The sequence below is a fragment of the Pedobacter kyonggii genome (genome assembly GCF_004310665.1).
Classification (GTDB): domain Bacteria; phylum Bacteroidota; class Bacteroidia; order Sphingobacteriales; family Sphingobacteriaceae; genus Pedobacter; species Pedobacter kyonggii.
Genome location: NZ_SIXF01000026.1, coordinates 65,456 through 82,633 on the forward strand (window position 1 = coordinate 65,456; position 17,178 = coordinate 82,633).

Genomic DNA, 17,178 nt, shown 5'->3' on the forward strand with positions numbered 1-17,178 from the left:
TTTTTATATATTGATCTTTATTAAATTAAGCACAATCTAATTGTAATGCTTTTCAAAAAATTATTCAGCAAAAGAGAATATGCTAGAATTGACTATACAACCCTGCATAATTATCGCAATAAAGAGAAGTACTTTGTGAGATTGAAGCCATGGGATTGGCTAAGTGAAAAGGAGATTTATGTTGCTTCAGTACTCAATGATAAACCTACGATGATAACAATGCATTTTTGGTCGCAGGAGATTTATTTAAATGCCAATGGTGAGATTACGGTAACAGAACTCTTTTCTATTGCTGAGAAGCAATATTTAGATTGCCGGATGGATGTACCAAAAGATCTAGACCTGGTACTTATAGATTCATTAGAAAGATTGGAAAACGAATTAAAGATAATTGAGTTTATGGATGAAAAAACTGAATTGCCTTTCGAGTTACAAACGCCTATGTCGAAACAAATAAAAGATTGATCAAACAACAACAATCCCTTTATCTAATGGATAATTACTCAAGTTTAATTAGTTTATTTCTTATTGGATTAATCTGCATTACGTTAATAGATACCCTAGGTGCAGTAGCCTCCAGGAAATTCAATTTCAAATATACTTACCTAAGCATATTATCTTTTGCCGTATACATGGGCATCGGTTACTTCCTATCTAATCATTTCCAATTAATAATTATTTTTGCTACAAACTCACTTTTAGGGTTATACGACAGTACGATAGGCTTAAAACTATCAATCAGATTAAAAGCTAATTCAGAAAACATTGATACTGTAGAAAGCAATGCTAAAATGGTAATATCAATGATTATAGTAGCAGTTTTCTTTGGTTTTATAGGATATTCTGTAAATGGATATTTAGGCCCTGATCATAGCCGTTTTAAACATTAGTTCCCTCCCTACTAATAACTCTCCACTCCAAACTTATTTCTACTCCTCTCTCTTCTGAAATTTATAAAACAGATACCCCAAAAAAGGCAGAATCAATACACTCCCCAATAAAAGTGCTAAGCCTAAACTATAAATGGTTTTTTCAGGCCCTACGGTTTCGAGAAGCGAGATTGCATCACCACTTTTTAAGCGGATAAAATTTGGAAAATGCGCATAACTTATTGCCAGGAGAATCATCGTTACCTGGAAGCCAGCTAAAATGCGTAAAATCTTGGTTTTACCTTTAAGTAGTAAATACCACAACAAAACCAGCGATAAACTGGCCAGAACGATGGCCGATAAACCCACATTACTTTTAAAAACCCAATCGATTAGCGGAATTTTATCCCGCTGTGCAGCAATAAATACCATAGCACCAAAAACAACAGCAGCTATATTCATAAGTTCAGCCTTTTTAATAAAACGGCGTTTATCATGTGCTTCTTTTGTTTCACCTATGAGGTAAATCGCGGCAAGAAAACCGCAGAGCGCGACCGTAAATAAGCCCACAGCAACAGAAAACCAATTCAACCAACCCGAAATATACGCGGTATAAAAATCGTTCGCCTGTGTATCGATATGGCCTGAAATCAAGCTTCCGGCAATAATGCCCAGAAACAATGCAGTTATAAAACTCGAATACCTGAATATGCGGTTATAAAACCACTGCATATCATCTTTAACAGCATCGTAATGTCGGAATACAAAGGCGGTGCCCCGCGCAATAATTCCGATGAGCATAATCGCCAATGGAATATGCAGATAAACCGACATGGTGGTATAAATATGCGGAAAACCTACAAAAAGGATTACAATGGCAATAATCAGCCACATGTGGTTGGCTTCCCAAACTGGACCAATGGCCTGATACATGGTTTTACGGGTTTTACTCCTGTTTTTTGTTGAAGTAAACAGTTCAATAATCCCTGCACCAAAATCAGCACCTCCCAATAAAAAGTAGAGCAGAATAGCCATGCATAAAAATGTAATAACAACTTGTTCCATCATTTATTTTTTTACCACAGATTTGGACAGATAAACACAGATTTTGATAATTCGACTGCAAGTCTCAAGCTTTCGTCCGTGTTCATCCTTTTTATCTGTGGTTAATTAATTATTTTGTTTCTGGTTTATTATAGAGCACAGGAACCATTTTAATCTGGCGGTAAAGCAAAAACGTTACGATAATACTTAAAGAAACGTAAATGGCCGAGAAGATATAAAATGAGTAGGCTATACCTGGCATCGGCGTAACGGCATCCTTGGTGCGCATAATGCCATAAATAATCCATGGCTGCCTACCAACCTCCGTAACTACCCAGCCGGCCTCTAAAGCGATGTAACCAAGCGGAATGGCGCCAACAAATAATTTCAACAGCCAGCGTTTCTCGGTTAAAGGGTTCTTTTTAAATAAAGTGAAGAAATAAATTAATGATACTAAAAGTAGCAGCGTGCCAATTCCAACCATAATCTGGAAAGCATAATGGGTGATGGCTACCGGAGGATGTTCGTTTTCAGGAATCTGATCCAGCCCCTTTACCTCAGCTTTGAAATCGCCATGCGCCAGGAAACTTAAAGCACCCGGAATTTCGATTGCACCTTTCACGGTTTTATCTTTCTCGTTCACAATCCCTCCGATCAACAACGGGGCAGGCTTTTCCGTTTTGTACAATGCCTCCATTGCAGCAAGTTTAGCGGGTTGCCTTTTGGCTACATCCTTTGCCGAAATGTCGCCACTTAAAGGCTGCAATAATGCACCGATGCAAGCAAATATGGCTGCTATTTTAAAAGCTTTCAAATGAAATTCTTTATTACGGTCTCTCAGGATCATCAAGGCATGTACACCTGCCACAGCAAAGCCTGTAGCGGTAAATGCGGCCAAACACATGTGTAGCGCCTGACTAAACCATGCTTTATTGAACATGGCCTGTATGGGATCGATATTCAGGTATTGCCCGTTTACAAAATCAAAACCCGCCGGACTGTTCATCCAGGCATTTGCGGCCACAACCAGTATTCCAGAGGCTAAACCACTTACCCCTACAACCATCCCGGTAAACCAATGGAACCATTTATTTAACTTATTCCAGCCATAAAGAAAAAAGCCAAGGGCTATTGCTTCGATAAAAAAGGCTGTTCCTTCAAGTGAAAAAGGCATCCCGAATATTGGCCCAGCATGATCCATAAATTTTGGCCAGAGCAGGCCTAATTCGAAAGATAACATGGTGCCTGATACCGCACCAGTAGCGAAGAAGATGGCTACACCTTTACTCCAGGCCTTAGTGAGATTTTTATATACCTCATCATTTGTTTTAAGCCATTTATAATGCGATACGGCCATAAAGAAAGGCATAACCATGCCAATACAGGAAAAAATGATGTGGAAGCCTAATGATAAGGCCATTTGGGAACGGGCTGCAATAAAATCATCCATGAGCTGTAGATTTTGAATTGTAACAAATATAGTTGTTAAACACTAAAGCCTACGGTAATTCAATGACGTTGAAAGGATTATTTTAAATATAGAACGTTTATAAATTGAAAAAAGATTTGGCTGTTCGTTGCTGCAGTGATAATTGTTTTTGTTTAACCACAGATGCACACAGATAAACACAGATTTTACAGGCATTATATCCTTGTCTGTGTACATCCTTTTTATCTGTGGTTAATATTTTTTTATAAGCTTAGTTGCTAAACCCCTTTCAGCTCATCATAAGCAGCAGTTAAGCTCCTTTGAATACCTTCTCCTTTCCATTCTGGTGCATTTGGAATTGAGCTTGCTTTTAGAATATCTTCTTTACTTTTACCTGCTTTGATTTCTCCGCTCACAAAAGTTAAAAGGTTCTGCAGGTAATTTTGAAAAGCTTTAACATCTGCTTTGTTTCCTGTTACTTTTTCAGGATCTAGGCTATGTCCCCAGATAAACAGGGTGTCGTTATCAAACTGGGCTAGAATTTTATCCAATGCAGTGATCCAATTGCCAATGTGTGCACCGTTTTCCCGATCAATGTAAGGAAATTTACGGTTGAATACCAAATCGCCTACATGCGCAATATTTGCATGCTCAAAATGATATACTGCATCGCCGTTGGTATGACCAGAACCATAATAATAAGCTTTTATGTTTTCATCGCCCACTTTTGCAGTCCATTTTGTTCCAAAAGTGGTATCGGGCAGTAACTGTTTGTCTAAATTATTTGCTTTCTCGGCTGCTCTTTTCTGATTCACTAAGGAATTTTGATGTGCTACAACTTTTTCGGCCAATCCCTTAAAGGAGATATTCCCCGAGGTATGGTCACCATGATGATGGGTATTAATCAGGTATTTGAAAGGTTTTTCGCCCAGTTTTTTTAATTCTTCGATCACATGAGGTGCCGAGGTTGGGAACTGGGCATCTACCACCACAAAACCATTACTCGAGTTTAACCACCCTATTGTACCTCCCTGTTCGGTAAATATCCCAACATTATTACGCAATGGTTTAAAGTTGTAAGCACGCATTAACTCTTGCTGTGCAAAAACATCTGTTTTATAAATTGAAAGCAAGGCCATGGCCAATGCCGAATTTTTGATAAAATTTCTTCTTTCCATTTTGGGATTTAGCTAAAAAACCACAGCAACTGCCATGGTTTAAATTTAATCATTTAGTTCGTAAATTATATTCCAATCAACTATATTCCTGAACCTGGTGTTGGTCCGGGTTCATGTCCTGGCCCTAGTGGATTATTCTTGCGTTTATCCTCTTTGTTAAAAAGATTAGTGGTTATTTTAGATGATTTATTTTCATCTAAAGAATCATGATCTCTCACATCTTCTACTTTTTTATCTAGCAAATCGTTCTCAACAACTTTACCTTTTTCCTTATTTGTTTCCATAATATTATAAATTGATGTATAAAAGAAACAGGTGAAAAATAGGATTGTTTTTCCTTAGTTATTTTGGGAGTGTAATTTATTGATGACCAACTCATTGTCCTGTTAATAATAGTCATCGATAAAAGATTCTTCGACTTCGCCCAGAATGCCAAAACGAGAGATATATTCCGTGCCTTCGGTGTTTCCTTGGCAAAAGACTAAAGTCTTAGCGAGACACTAAGACTATGTGAGTTATCATTGGTTAATTCGTCATCAACCAAAAGGTTATCTCATAACAAAAAGAAGTAAATTGCCTTTCCTTGGAAAAGCCAATATCATTAATTAAACATGTTGGCATTTTGCAATTAAAACATTGCCCCCGGAAGTTTTCCTAATTCGTGAATGCAGCCGAAAGAATGAAATTTTCTTTTATGGATTTTGTTGAAATGATTCGAAGATTCGAAAGAAAACGGGTTAAAGATAAATTTGTAAATGTGTTTCCTTTCTCCATTTAATTTTTCTTCCTGCTTCGCGTTCTCTAGATTTTGATTTTTTTGGCTCTTTTCCATGACGATATAGATTATTGAAAACATGGTTAGTTTTCAGGGTTAACAATTTTAATCAGAATGCCTTTTTAAGCTGCAAAATGCATTAGTAAAAAAGCTATTTAAAATTTGCTTAACCTTATACCACGGGGAATTTGATAAGGTTTCGTTCTGGAACTACATTAAAATGGCGTGGATTGCCTTTATCTTAATTAAATATAAGTTTTATTTTCGAGTTTTGCAAGGTATATTAAACCAAGAGTTCAATTATTTTCAAAGCAACCATCTTAAACCAACACTAAGTATCTTATCTCTTTACAAATAAAACCTCTGGTAAAATTATTCTAATTTCTTCCGTTGCCCCTTCCTTTTGCCAATGAAGAACAAAATTTACCTTTGCAGCCTTTAGAAAAAAACCTTTTCTTGATTGAATATTTATTTCCTCTATAAATTTTCTTGAAAATTTAAGAATAGATTGACCATTTAAATTCTTACACTCATCTCCAACTACGATTAATCTCTCACCGCTTATTAATTGTGATACTAAATGTTGTTTATTGGTGAAATAATCCAGCCAGATATCAGCGTATGTTGTGTTATAAACAATCTCTTCCAATTCTGGATATGTATCTCCATCCTCAATCCTTTCTAAATTTTCAACTTCGATCTGGTCCAGATAATTACCATTTAAATGGATCGACAAATTGTTTTTAGCTCTCGTTATACCTACATACAACTGCCTTTTGGCACTATCTTTACCAATGTCAAAATCTTTTAACAGTAAAAAAACATTATCGTATTCTTTGCCTTTTGATTTATGGATTGTGGAGACCATAATTGTTTCACTATTAGCATAAAAAAAATCCTCAATCTTTGATTCTTTGATAAATACATCAAAATCCGATTTATATTTAATTTTCGGATTTACAGTTTCAAAATCATGGATAAGGTTATCAACGATTTCGAATTTGGAACTCCTTTTAAATTTATTGGTCAAATCCCGATATGCATTTGTCCAAACCTCATCACTGTAAGTATATACCTCATTGTTTGATCCCAATCTAAATAAGAAAAACCTTATTTCAGTAAGATTATATAGATTAAAAGAATCATTGGTCTGTATTAACTGAGCCGGCATTTTATGTTTCAACAAGCTGCCAACAACCATGGCTGCTTCTTCATTTGTTCTTGTCAATACACATGTAGTACCTATCAATCCCGTTTTCAGAATATCATTAACCAAAGGCGTAATCAAATTGCCGTTTTTATGATTGGTTATTTTTATACTGCCGAAAGATTTACTATTGGAAATAATTAATGTTGTTTTTAAGCGATGGCTTATTTTGGTGATGAACTGATTACTAAAAGCGACCAGATTTCGTTTGCTCCGATAATTATCAACCAATTCATGCTTTACAGCATCTTTCTTTCTAAGAAATTCTTCCAGATATTTTGAATCAGCTTTTCTAAACTCGTAAATATTTTGATCATCATCGCCTACTGCAACTACCCGCATCTCTTCATTTTGATCCATTAAAGCATTAATCAGTTCAAATTCATCGGCATTCATATCCTGTGCTTCATCGATTACCAAAACTGCTTTAGTGATTTTACTGATTTCTACTTCATTATTTTTTATTTTAGCAACGGTATTCTTTAAAATGGCATCTGCTTTTTCCAAACTTCCCACTTTCCCCAACAGATCAAAGCAAAAGGAATGAAAGGTTTTAATCTCAACAAAGCCCCCAGCATTTCCAATTAATTTTAACAAACGCTTTTTGAACTCCGTTGCTGCTGCCCTCGAAAAAGTAAGCATTAACAATTGTTCATGCTTTACATCTTCCATTAATAAAAGAGAGGCCAATTTATGAACCAGTACTTTGGTTTTTCCGCTTCCCGGACCAGCAGCTACAATAATATATTTATTTTCTTTATCATTTATGATCTGTGATTGACTTTCAGATAAATCACCGAACAACTGCTTGTATTTGGCCGGTGTAATATTCCGTTTTATTTCATTTTGGCGGGTTACATTAAAATATTTATTTAAAAAAGAAGTATAATTAAGCTGAAAATAATCTTCTGCAAATGCTAAAGCAATTTTATAATTCTCGATCATTTTTTTAGCATATTCGCCCACAATATGAATCTGCTGTACTCTATTTTCGTAAAATTGATTTAGCTTCTCATAATTTTCGGCTTTATATCTTATTTTATTATCATTTTCCAATCTATCTATCGTTAAACGGTTATAAACAACCATAAAACCACCTTCAATTTTGATCGCTTCTATTCTAGAAAGATAAAAGAGTGTATCTTCTACATCTTCAACAGTAACCGAAAGCTGAAATAAACTAGCCCTATTGAGAAAAGTATCCTTTAGTTCATGAACCGAAAACTCGACCAAAACTTCATCCTTTTCGGCATTGTCTTTATCATTATTTGATTTATCGTATAAGTATTCTACTATAAATCTGGCCAACTCATGCCTTTTATGTAATTTATCTTTTAATAACTCAATTGCTTGTAATGCGATTACGGAAATGTGATTTTTAGAGTATGGTTTATTTTCTCGCTTTATCCATTTTTTTATTGCCCAAAAATTAATGATGGTTTTGATCTTGTTTGGGGTAAAATCATTATAGCCTTTAGATTCTGCCTCTTCATTTAGTTCCTTAAGGTTTATTGTTATTTCCTCTTCTTTAAAAACCGCTGTCAAAAAATTTTCGATTTTTCCAAAAATCTCAACAATTGTTAATGAGCGGTTTCTGCTTTCATTTCTTTTAACAAATGCAGTTAAATCCTTGGTATCGGCAAGGATTTTTTCTTCCTTAAGCAAATTAATAATATGGATCACATCTTCTTTCACCATACCCAAACGGTCTGATATATAATCAATACGTGATTCACCGACATCATCAGATAGCTGCTTCTTACTTTTGCTCGAAAAAAGTTTCTTAATAATCCTAACTGCCTTTTCCTTCTGTTTTTCATCAAAGCGGAAAGAACTGTTAATTTTATTAATGGCTTCTTGGGCGGTTTTAGCTAAAATGCTACTGGCAAAAACCCTGGGCATATTCTGCCCCCGCTTTAAGTAGCCGGCATCCTCTAAAGCTGCAATTGCAGTAGTTACCCTGGTTTCTATTTCATTAACACTATCATCCCAGCCTGCTTTTCTGGCGATTTCCAACGCTGAATTTGATACATTTAAGCGAAACCGCGTAATTTCCTTTACGGCTTTCCATATCTGCTGAATTTCCTTTATGCTTAACTTGGTCTGATTTAATAAAATAAAATGCTTGCTTAAATCTTCTTCGTTAAACAGGACATAGCAATCTGCGGATATTTTTTCATCACGGCCTGCCCTACCCGCTTCCTGAACATAATTTTCTAAAGAGTCTGAAATATCGTAGTGCACCACCATTCCCACATCCTTCTTATCTACGCCCATGCCGAATGCAGAAGTAGCAACCATAATATTAGTTTGGCCAGCTATAAATTCATTCTGATTTTTCGTCTTTTCATTAGATTCCATCCCCCCATGATAGTAATTTACTGAAAAACCATCTTTTAATAACCGGGTAGCCAGTTTAACAGCTTTACCTCTTCTTGAAACATACACAATGGTTGGACAGTCCTTTTCTTCAATTAAATCGCGTAGCGCATTGTATTTTTCTTCCTCATCACTTTTTTCAAATACATTATATGTTAAATTTGTTCGCGAAGTCTTCGAGCTAAAAACCTCTAAATCAATCGATAATTTTATTTTAAAATAGCTTCTGATATCTTCAATTACATTCTGTTTGGCCGTAGCCGTAAAACATGAAACCGGAATATGTTCTTCAAGATTCTTCTTTTCCTGTAATAGCTTTATAAAATCTCCTATATATAGATAATCAACCCTAAAATCTTGCCCCCAAGATGAGAAGCAATGCGCTTCATCTATTACGAAACGGACAATTTTTCGTCCCAAAAGGAGCCTTTCTATCGATTTTGACCGTAAGGATTCAGGAGATATATAAAGCATTGATGCCGAGCCATCCTCTACCCGCTCAAAAGATTTCCCTCTTTCTATTGGGTCCAGCAGACCGTTTATTGTAACTGCTTCAGTTATTCCTATTTTTTCGAGATTATCTACCTGATCTTTCATTAAAGACTGTAGCGGAGAAATAATGACGGTAAGCCCTTTTGCATTTGCACCGCCCATTAAAGCTGGCACCTGAAATGTTATGGATTTGCCTCCTCCTGTAGGAAATACAGCTAAAATAGATTTATTTTGAATAGCTGCCTCAACCGATCTTTCCTGTAGCGGCTCTCCAGCATAGCTTCGGTATGAATCGAAACCAAAATATTTCTTTAGGCCTTTATGGATATCAAGTGCGGTATTACAATATGCACAGCCAGTTAAACATGGTTTGTTTGTTAACTCAGACATAATACGTTCTACCTTTGGATAAACTTTCAATACCCATGGAGGTGTAATTGAATACCTGTCTTGGCAATTGATTATAGATAAACAGTAGGCTAACTCAATAGGATTTTGCCGTATAATTTTATCTAAATCTGCCTGCACACAGATTTTTAAGTGGAATTTGGCATGAATAATTCCGGCAATTTCAATAAGATCTGTCTGGAAGCTGTTAAATTTAAAAAAGGCGCTAAACTCTTTTTTATCATTTAACAGCGCAAAAAATATTTGTTTTAGTAAATTATCCAGTTGATCGAATGATGCAATCTCATCATAAAAAAGATCCCTTGCTTTTATAGCATCATTTAAAGGGTTATTTAATTCTTCCGTTTGGAGTTTATCATCTTTTAATAAAGCATGATATGGTTTATTGGGAAAAAGTAGCGGCGATAAATACAGTGTATCAATAACCTGTAAATCATTCAATCCGGTTATAGCTTTCTTAAGATATGGTAAATCATGGTAAATAATGTTATGCCCACAAATAAATTCTGTACTACCTAAAAATGCAGATAAGGATTCAGGGGAATTTGAATGAATACTACTTCCATCATCCTTAATGCACCCTATATCGAGGATATTTAATGTTTCGGGGTTAATTTCAGTATCTACAAAAGCTATTGGTTTCATAAAACGATCACTGAGTGCATTAATAACAAATTATGCAATATAATAAAACCAAATGTATATCTATCAAGAATCACGATTTTTTCAAGAGGATAACAGTCCATATAAGCCCATAAATTATTAATGCTTAGATATCTGGTGTAAAGTATAAATGGCAATATTTCTTTTGGAAATCAGCCACAGTGGCATTTAGGCATGTACAGTCCTGCTCTCCACTTTATCCCGAGAAAAACGGGATGTTCGCTCCGATCAGGTTTAGGTGGCACAGCCTGTAATACTATTTTGGGCTGCAGGGTGCAGAGATTTGTTTATAAAATTAATTCTTCTTTTGCCTCACGCTATAACCTTAAATAGGTACGCCGACCTCTATATATAAACTGATTGGAGTGCAAAGCCCACAGCGCTGAGGACTTGAAATGGAAAGCAGGGCCAACCTTAAAATGAAATGCTGTCTTTGCTTTCCAAAAAAATAGACTTCAAACTATGTTTTATCACACAAAAAAAGTCCCGATTCTCACCGGGACTCTCCTATTTGGTTAATGATATTTTAAGCCAAAGCATTTTGCTTTACTACCATTTTAACTTTTTCTATTACATAATCTAACTCTTCTTTTGTAGTGTATCTGCTAAACGAAAAGCGCACCGAAGGGCGGTTTGGATCGGCATTAATACCGTTTAACACATGCGAGCCAATATTCGAACCCGAAGAGCAGGCACTGCCACCAGAAGCACAGATGCCATTGATATCTAAATTAAACAACAACATATCGGCCATATCCATCTCTGGAAAAGATACGTTTAATACCGTGTACAAACTTTTATCAGCATCCGTTTCACCATTAAAGGCAATCCCCGGGATTTCGGCAATTAACTGTGCTTTCAAATAATCTTTTAAACCCTGAATGTACGACTGATGCTGATCCATTTCGGCATAGGCAATTTCTAAGGCTTTTGCCAACCCAACAATACCATATACATTTTCGGTACCACCACGCATGTTGCGCTCTTGTGCACCACCATAAATCATCGGTGGAATTTTAATGTTACTGTTAACATACAAAAAGCCAACACCTTTAGGCCCGTGGAGCTTGTGTGCTGCGCAAACAATAAAATGTGCTTTAAGCTCACGTACGTTATGTGGGTAATGACCCATGGTTTGAACGGTATCGGCATGATAAATGGCATTGTATTTCTCGCAGATATCACCAACTTTAATCATATCGGTCAGTGTACCCAATTCGTTATTAGCATGCATTAACGAAACAAAAGTACGTTCGTTATTTTGAAGCAGTTCTTCGAGATGATTGTAATCGACATTCCCTTTATCGTCAATATTAACAAAACTTAATTTATCGATTTCACCATTTTTAAGCATTGTATTTAAAGTATGCTCAACGGCATGGTGTTCTATTTTCGATGTAATGGCATGTTTAATTCCATAAGCTGAAATTCCACAACGGATGGCCGTATTATCGGCCTCAGTACCTCCCGAAGTAAAAAAAACTTCGGATGGAGATGCATTTAACAGACCAGAAACGGTTTTACGGGCTTTCTCTACAAGCGTTCTCACCTCACGGCCAAGCGCATGAATGGCAGATGGATTACCGAAATAGTTTTCCATTACGTTTGTCATTTCTGCGATTACTGCTGCATCTAAAGGCGTTGTGGCCGCATTATCTAAATAGACCCTTTTCATTTTCTACGAATATTTAAAAGTTTTGTGTTGCAAAGATGCCTTGCTAGTGGCTTTCTCTGTAAAAAATGTCCAGAGTATAATCGTTTTATTAAACCCTGAACAGGCATGCTTAATCCTTTAATCCTTAAGGATTAAAGGTGTAATATTTCTTTAATGTCAGAAATAATTTTGTTTGCCAAATTCTCGGCAATGGTTTCATTTTCTGCTTCACTGTAAATCCTGATGATCGGTTCAGTGTTCGAACGGCGCAAATGTACCCAAGTTTTATCAAATTCTATCTTTAAACCATCAATTGTGCTGTATGGCTGATTTTTATATTTTTCTTCTACCTGCTTCAACAGATTATCGATATCCATTTCTGGCGTAAGGGTAATCTTGTTTTTAGAAATGTGGTATTGAGGATAACTGGCTCTTAATACTGAGATTGATTTTCCAAATATAGCTAAATGTGTTAAGAATAAGGCAATGCCAACCAAGGCATCTCTGCCATAATGCGATTCAGGGTAGATAATCCCACCGTTTCCTTCGCCACCGATAATGGCGTTGGTAGCTTTCATTTTGTTCACCACATTCACCTCTCCTACTGCTGACGCATTGTATTCTGCTCCTGCTTTTTCGGTCACATCGCGTAATGCACGTGTTGATGAAAGGTTTGAAACTGTATTTCCTGGTGTATTTTTCAATACATAATCGGCAACAGCAACCAAAGTATATTCTTCGCCGAACATGCTACCATCTTCGTTTACAAAACATAAACGGTCAACATCCGGATCAACTACAATACCTAAATCCGCATTCTGTTTCTGAACTTCTTTAGATATTTCTGTTAAATTTTCAGGAAGTGGTTCAGGGTTGTGCGGAAAATGTCCGTCTGGTGTACAATATAATTCTACCACCTTGCTCACGCCCAAAGCTTTTAATAAAGCTGGGATAAAAATACCGCCGGTTGAATTTACGCAGTCGATTACGACTTTAAAATCGGCCTTTTTAATTGCCTCTACATCAACCAATGGTAACGCTAAAACTTTATCGATGTGTTTTTGAAGATACGTGTCGTTTTTAATTACTTTACCTAATTTATCTACATCAGCAAAATCAAAATCAGCACTTTCTGCCAAATCTAAAACTTCTTTTCCGTCAGCGTCGCTAATAAATTCGCCGCTCGCATTTAGTAGTTTTAAGGCATTCCATTGTTTTGGGTTATGGCTTGCGGTTAAAATGATACCGCCACCTGCTTTTTCATCAGGTACAGCTACTTCTACAGTTGGCGTAGTTGATAAACCTAAATCGATTACCTCAATACCCAAGCCTTGTAAAGTTCCGATAACCAGGTTATTCACCATCTCACCAGAAATGCGGGCATCGCGACCTAAAACTATTCTTTTATTGCCTGTTTTCTGTACCACCCAGCTACCAAAGGCAGCTGTAAATTTCACAATATCAAATGGGGTTAAGCCGTCTCCAGCTCTTCCACCAATGGTTCCTCGTATTCCTGAAATTGATTTTATTAAAGTCACTGTATATAATTTAATTGAGGCTCAAAAATAAGAAAAAAAACAAGATAGCAGCTATTTAGGAGTGTTTGTGCACTTTAATTTACATTGCTTTTATATCTATTTACACGATCAATTTCCTAGAATTGAGACTACGGCCAAGAACAAACGTGTGTTTAAATTAGATTCCATATCCATAATAATCTTGCAACTTTATTGCATAAAAGCATATTCTAACTTTACTAGCGACTGTAAAACCTTATATTTGCATCTTTTTAAGATACAAACGGCTTTTATATGCAACGCAAGTGGTTTCAATATTGGTTTAATTCGCCATATTATCATATTCTTTATCAACAACGAAATGATGCTGAAGCCGAGTTTTTCATCGATAAACTTACGCAATTTCTACACCCGAGGGCCGATGCAAAAATGTTGGATATTGCCTGTGGCAAAGGCCGACATTCAATCTATTTAAACAAAAAAGGCTTCGATGTTACCGGAATAGACCTTTCGGAACAAAGTATAAAATACGCCAAGCAATTCGAAAACAACAAATTACATTTTCTTGTACACGATATGCGCAGGTTATTTTACATCAATTACTTTGATGTGGCCTTAAATCTGTTTACTAGTTTTGGTTATTTCGATAACGAAAAAGACCATGTAAATGCACTTAAAACCTTTCGAAAATGCCTAACAGCTGAGGGGATTTTGGTGCTCGATTATTTTAACACCGAAAAAATTATCCGCAACTTAAATTATTGCGAAACAAAATCGCTTGATGGCATAACTTTTAATATCACCAAAAATGTGATCGAGGGGAAAATTATTAAAAAGATAAATTTCGAAGACAAACAAAAGGTATACAATTTCGAAGAACGGGTTCAGGCATTTAGTTTTGAAGATTTTCAGCGCATGCTTACCAAGGCTGGGATGATTATCGAAAAAACTTTTGGCAGTTATGGCTTAGAAGATTTTGAGGAAAACAGCTCAGACCGGTTAATTTTAATCTGTAAAAAAGCATGATAGAAAGCATACAGCAATTTGATGTAGAATTGTTCCTGAAAATCCACCGTGGGCTTTCAAACAGCTTTTTTGATTGGTTGATGCCTTTAATGCGCAACCGTTTCTTTTGGTCGCCACTTTATCTTTTTATTGTTGTTTTATGTATTAAACAGTATAAAAAGCAAGGTTATTACATTATCGGCATGGTTCTCTTCACTTTTGCTATGGGCGATTTAATTGCGTCTAGAGTAGTGAAGCCTTGGGTAGCCCGGGTTAGGCCCTGCAATGATTTAAGTTTAGCGAACGATATTATCCACCGTGTTCCCTGTGGAAGTGGCCTTAGCTTTCCGTCTGCACATGCCACCAATCACTTTGCTATAGCCGTTTTTTTAATCTGCATTTTTTATAGCCGATGGAAACCTATTTTGCCTATTGGCATTTTCTGGGCGTTTATCATCAGTTTTGCGCAGGTATATGTTGGTGTTCATTATCCTGTTGATGTAACTACTGGTGCTTTACTGGGTGTTACCATAGGGATTATCTGCTCAAGAATATTTAAAAAATTACAACCTGATTTTTAACTTATGGAAATCTGGAAACTCTGCGTACTCTTTTTCTGTGCCTTTTTAGGTGGGACAGCTATATTTTTAGTAAAGAGCGATAAATCTAAACTACTAAAACTGATTTTGTCTTTCAGTGGGGCCTATTTATTTGCCATTACAGTTTTACATTTAATTCCTGATGCTTACAGCGGGGCCGACAAATGGCAGATTGGTGTTTTTATTCTGATTGGTTTCTTATTGCAGATTTTCTTGGAGCAGTTTTCAGAAGGTGTAGAACATGGCCACATTCATAAACATCACGACGGACATGTTTTTCCCTTTGGGATTATGATCAGTTTGTGTTTGCATGCTTTTTTAGAAGGAATGCCATTAGCAAAAGAACAGCACAATGAGCTGATTTTCGGAATTTCGCTACATCACATCCCAGCTGCTTTTGCACTGGCCAGCATATTAATGCAAAACCATTTTAAGAGAAGCAGCATTATATTTTACTTAATTGTGTTTGCGATTATGGCACCGCTAGGTTTTTATGTAAGTGTTGGTTTAAGCAACGGTACAATTGGCGGCATTGACGCTTATTTCAATAAAATTATGGGCATTGTAATTGGTATTTTCTTACATATTTCCACGACCATTTTATTCGAATCGAGTGCCGATCATAAAATCAATACCCGCAAAATGATTGCCGTTTTATTGGGGATTGGTGTAGCGTTGATTGGTTTCTTTGCAGGACATTAATGCTGTTAGCAGTTCTAGTTGGCAATCTGCGGTCAACTGATTTAAACAGTTGATCAATTAACCAACCAATAGCCGTTTTAAACGTTTAATCGTTTATAGTTTTGACCTTTATGAAAAAACATCTGTAAATTAGTGTATGGATGAGATTGTAAATGAACCTGCCGTAGCCTATCAAAAAAGGCGTTATACCGTTGAAGAATACCTGGAGATGGAAAAAGCATCAACTGTAAAACATGAATATTTTCAGGGTGAGGTATTTGCAATGTCTGGTGCCGGTGATAATCACAACGAGATTTTTAGCAATGTTTTTGGAGAAATAGTTCAAAAACTTAAAGGCAAGCCCTGCAGACCTTATGGAAGTGATAAACGAATGAATATTCCCGAGAATACTTTATTTACCTATCCTGATATATCGATTTATTGTAAGGATTAATACATAGCGACATTGATGAAGACACCTCAATTTTACCAACTGTGATTATTGAAATCCTGTCACCTTCAACCAAAAATTATGACAGGGTGAAAAAATTTAACCTGTATAAAGACATTCCATCATTAAAAGAATATATTATGATTGATTCAGACTCTGTGTTGGTAGAGGCCTATTATATTAATGATGAACAGAATTGGGTACTCAATCAACACAAGGAAATATCTAATAGACTAACTCTTATTTCGATGGGCTTTGACATAGCGCTAAGCGATATTTATGATTATGTTCGCTTTAGTAAGGAGAAATGAGTTTGCAGATAAAAATGCGAAATCTAAACTGAGAACTACCAACTACATTACTTCTTTTCTTTCTTCTTCCCATAACCCCATGGGCAATGCTTACACTTATTCTTGCAGCAATAACCACGTTTTAAATGGTAGGCCTTGGTAAAAACCATTAATCCATCTTCGTTAAAGTAAAAATCTTCGCCTTCTTTCATATATTATCGATAAGATCCTGAAACAAATCCGATAGCTCCTAATGTCCGCATGTTATAAAAAAAAAATGCTGCAAAACCTTGATAAATAATGTTTTGCAGCAAGGTAATATTCACTTAAATTAGTGTTGACCAATATTACTGCTGTGAAAATAATAAATTCAAATCCAATATCCTCTTTCGGAGGCATAAATTTTGTTTTTGACTACTTAAACAAATTAGAAATCGATAAACTTTGCCATGCACATCTGCCCTGCGTTGCTGCCCAAAGCAAGTATTCCTGGAAGGATGTTTTCTACTCCCTTAAATCTGTTTTTCTCTGTGGCGG

15 protein-coding genes are annotated in these 17,178 nt (G+C 36.1%); 7 read left to right on the plus strand and 8 right to left on the minus strand.

The window, feature by feature from the left end; translation table 11 throughout:
- The first annotated feature begins 45 nt into the window (after positions 1 to 45).
- Both EYS08_RS20055 and EYS08_RS20060 read left to right on the plus strand, forming a co-directional pair.
- Entirely contained in the window at positions 46 to 465 is a 420-nt protein-coding gene (locus EYS08_RS20055) for a hypothetical protein (protein ID WP_131031780.1), read from the plus strand.
- Between the two features lie 26 nt (positions 466 to 491).
- On the plus strand, positions 492 to 890 hold the full coding sequence (locus tag EYS08_RS20060) for a hypothetical protein (RefSeq protein ID WP_131031781.1): 399 nt from the start codon (positions 492 to 494) through the stop codon (positions 888 to 890).
- A 39-nt stretch (positions 891 to 929) separates the two neighbouring features.
- Here EYS08_RS20060 and EYS08_RS20065 read toward each other — a convergent pair whose 3' ends face one another.
- The 7 genes from EYS08_RS20065 to glmM form a co-directional block, all read right to left on the minus strand.
- Positions 930 to 1,934, minus strand: coding sequence for a cytochrome d ubiquinol oxidase subunit II (locus EYS08_RS20065; protein WP_131031796.1), 1,005 nt, complete (start codon positions 1,932 to 1,934; stop codon positions 930 to 932).
- A gap of 109 nt (positions 1,935 to 2,043) precedes the next feature.
- Positions 2,044 to 3,363: a cytochrome ubiquinol oxidase subunit I gene (locus EYS08_RS20070; RefSeq protein ID WP_131031782.1), complete on the minus strand. Its 1,320-nt coding sequence runs from the start codon at positions 3,361 to 3,363 to the stop codon at positions 2,044 to 2,046.
- Positions 3,364 to 3,620: 257 nt separating this feature from the next.
- Entirely contained in the window at positions 3,621 to 4,520 is a 900-nt protein-coding gene (locus tag EYS08_RS20075; RefSeq protein ID WP_131031783.1) for an MBL fold metallo-hydrolase, read from the minus strand.
- Between the two features lie 80 nt (positions 4,521 to 4,600).
- The gene (locus EYS08_RS20080) at positions 4,601 to 4,804 is read right to left on the minus strand and encodes a hypothetical protein (RefSeq protein ID WP_131031784.1); all 204 of its coding nucleotides are present in this window, start codon (positions 4,802 to 4,804) and stop codon (positions 4,601 to 4,603) included.
- A gap of 831 nt (positions 4,805 to 5,635) precedes the next feature.
- On the minus strand, positions 5,636 to 10,426 hold the full coding sequence (locus EYS08_RS20085) for a RecQ family ATP-dependent DNA helicase (protein WP_131031785.1): 4,791 nt from the start codon (positions 10,424 to 10,426) through the stop codon (positions 5,636 to 5,638).
- A 544-nt stretch (positions 10,427 to 10,970) separates the two neighbouring features.
- Positions 10,971 to 12,119, minus strand: a complete 1,149-nt coding sequence (locus tag EYS08_RS20090; protein WP_131031786.1) for a cysteine desulfurase family protein — start codon at positions 12,117 to 12,119, stop codon at positions 10,971 to 10,973.
- 131 nt (positions 12,120 to 12,250) lie between these two features.
- Complete coding sequence (gene glmM / locus EYS08_RS20095; protein WP_131031787.1) at positions 12,251 to 13,636, minus strand: phosphoglucosamine mutase; 1,386 nt, start codon at positions 13,634 to 13,636, stop codon at positions 12,251 to 12,253.
- 273 nt (positions 13,637 to 13,909) lie between these two features.
- On the opposite strand from glmM, the gene EYS08_RS20100 reads away from it, so the two are divergent.
- From EYS08_RS20100 to EYS08_RS26690, 5 genes are all read left to right on the plus strand, one after another.
- Complete coding sequence (locus EYS08_RS20100) at positions 13,910 to 14,641, plus strand: class I SAM-dependent methyltransferase (protein ID WP_131031788.1); 732 nt, start codon at positions 13,910 to 13,912, stop codon at positions 14,639 to 14,641.
- Positions 14,638 to 15,201, plus strand: a complete 564-nt coding sequence (locus tag EYS08_RS20105) for a phosphatase PAP2 family protein (protein ID WP_131031789.1) — start codon at positions 14,638 to 14,640, stop codon at positions 15,199 to 15,201. The genes EYS08_RS20100 and EYS08_RS20105 overlap by 4 nt, the downstream gene beginning before the upstream one ends.
- Before the next feature lie 3 nt (positions 15,202 to 15,204).
- Entirely contained in the window at positions 15,205 to 15,921 is a 717-nt protein-coding gene (locus EYS08_RS20110; protein ID WP_131031790.1) for a ZIP family metal transporter, read from the plus strand.
- Between the two features lie 136 nt (positions 15,922 to 16,057).
- The gene (locus EYS08_RS26495; RefSeq protein ID WP_131031791.1) at positions 16,058 to 16,354 is read left to right on the plus strand and encodes a Uma2 family endonuclease; all 297 of its coding nucleotides are present in this window, start codon (positions 16,058 to 16,060) and stop codon (positions 16,352 to 16,354) included.
- An 11-nt stretch (positions 16,355 to 16,365) separates the two neighbouring features.
- Positions 16,366 to 16,662 carry a Uma2 family endonuclease gene (locus EYS08_RS26690; RefSeq protein WP_394343128.1) on the plus strand — a complete coding sequence of 99 codons (297 nt, stop codon included), beginning with the start codon at positions 16,366 to 16,368 and terminating at the stop codon, positions 16,660 to 16,662.
- 47 nt (positions 16,663 to 16,709) lie between these two features.
- On the opposite strand, the gene EYS08_RS25855 is transcribed toward EYS08_RS26690, so the two are convergent.
- Positions 16,710 to 16,853, minus strand: coding sequence for a DUF5522 domain-containing protein (locus tag EYS08_RS25855; protein WP_165456526.1), 144 nt, complete (start codon positions 16,851 to 16,853; stop codon positions 16,710 to 16,712).
- Positions 16,854 to 17,178: the final 325 nt, after the last annotated feature.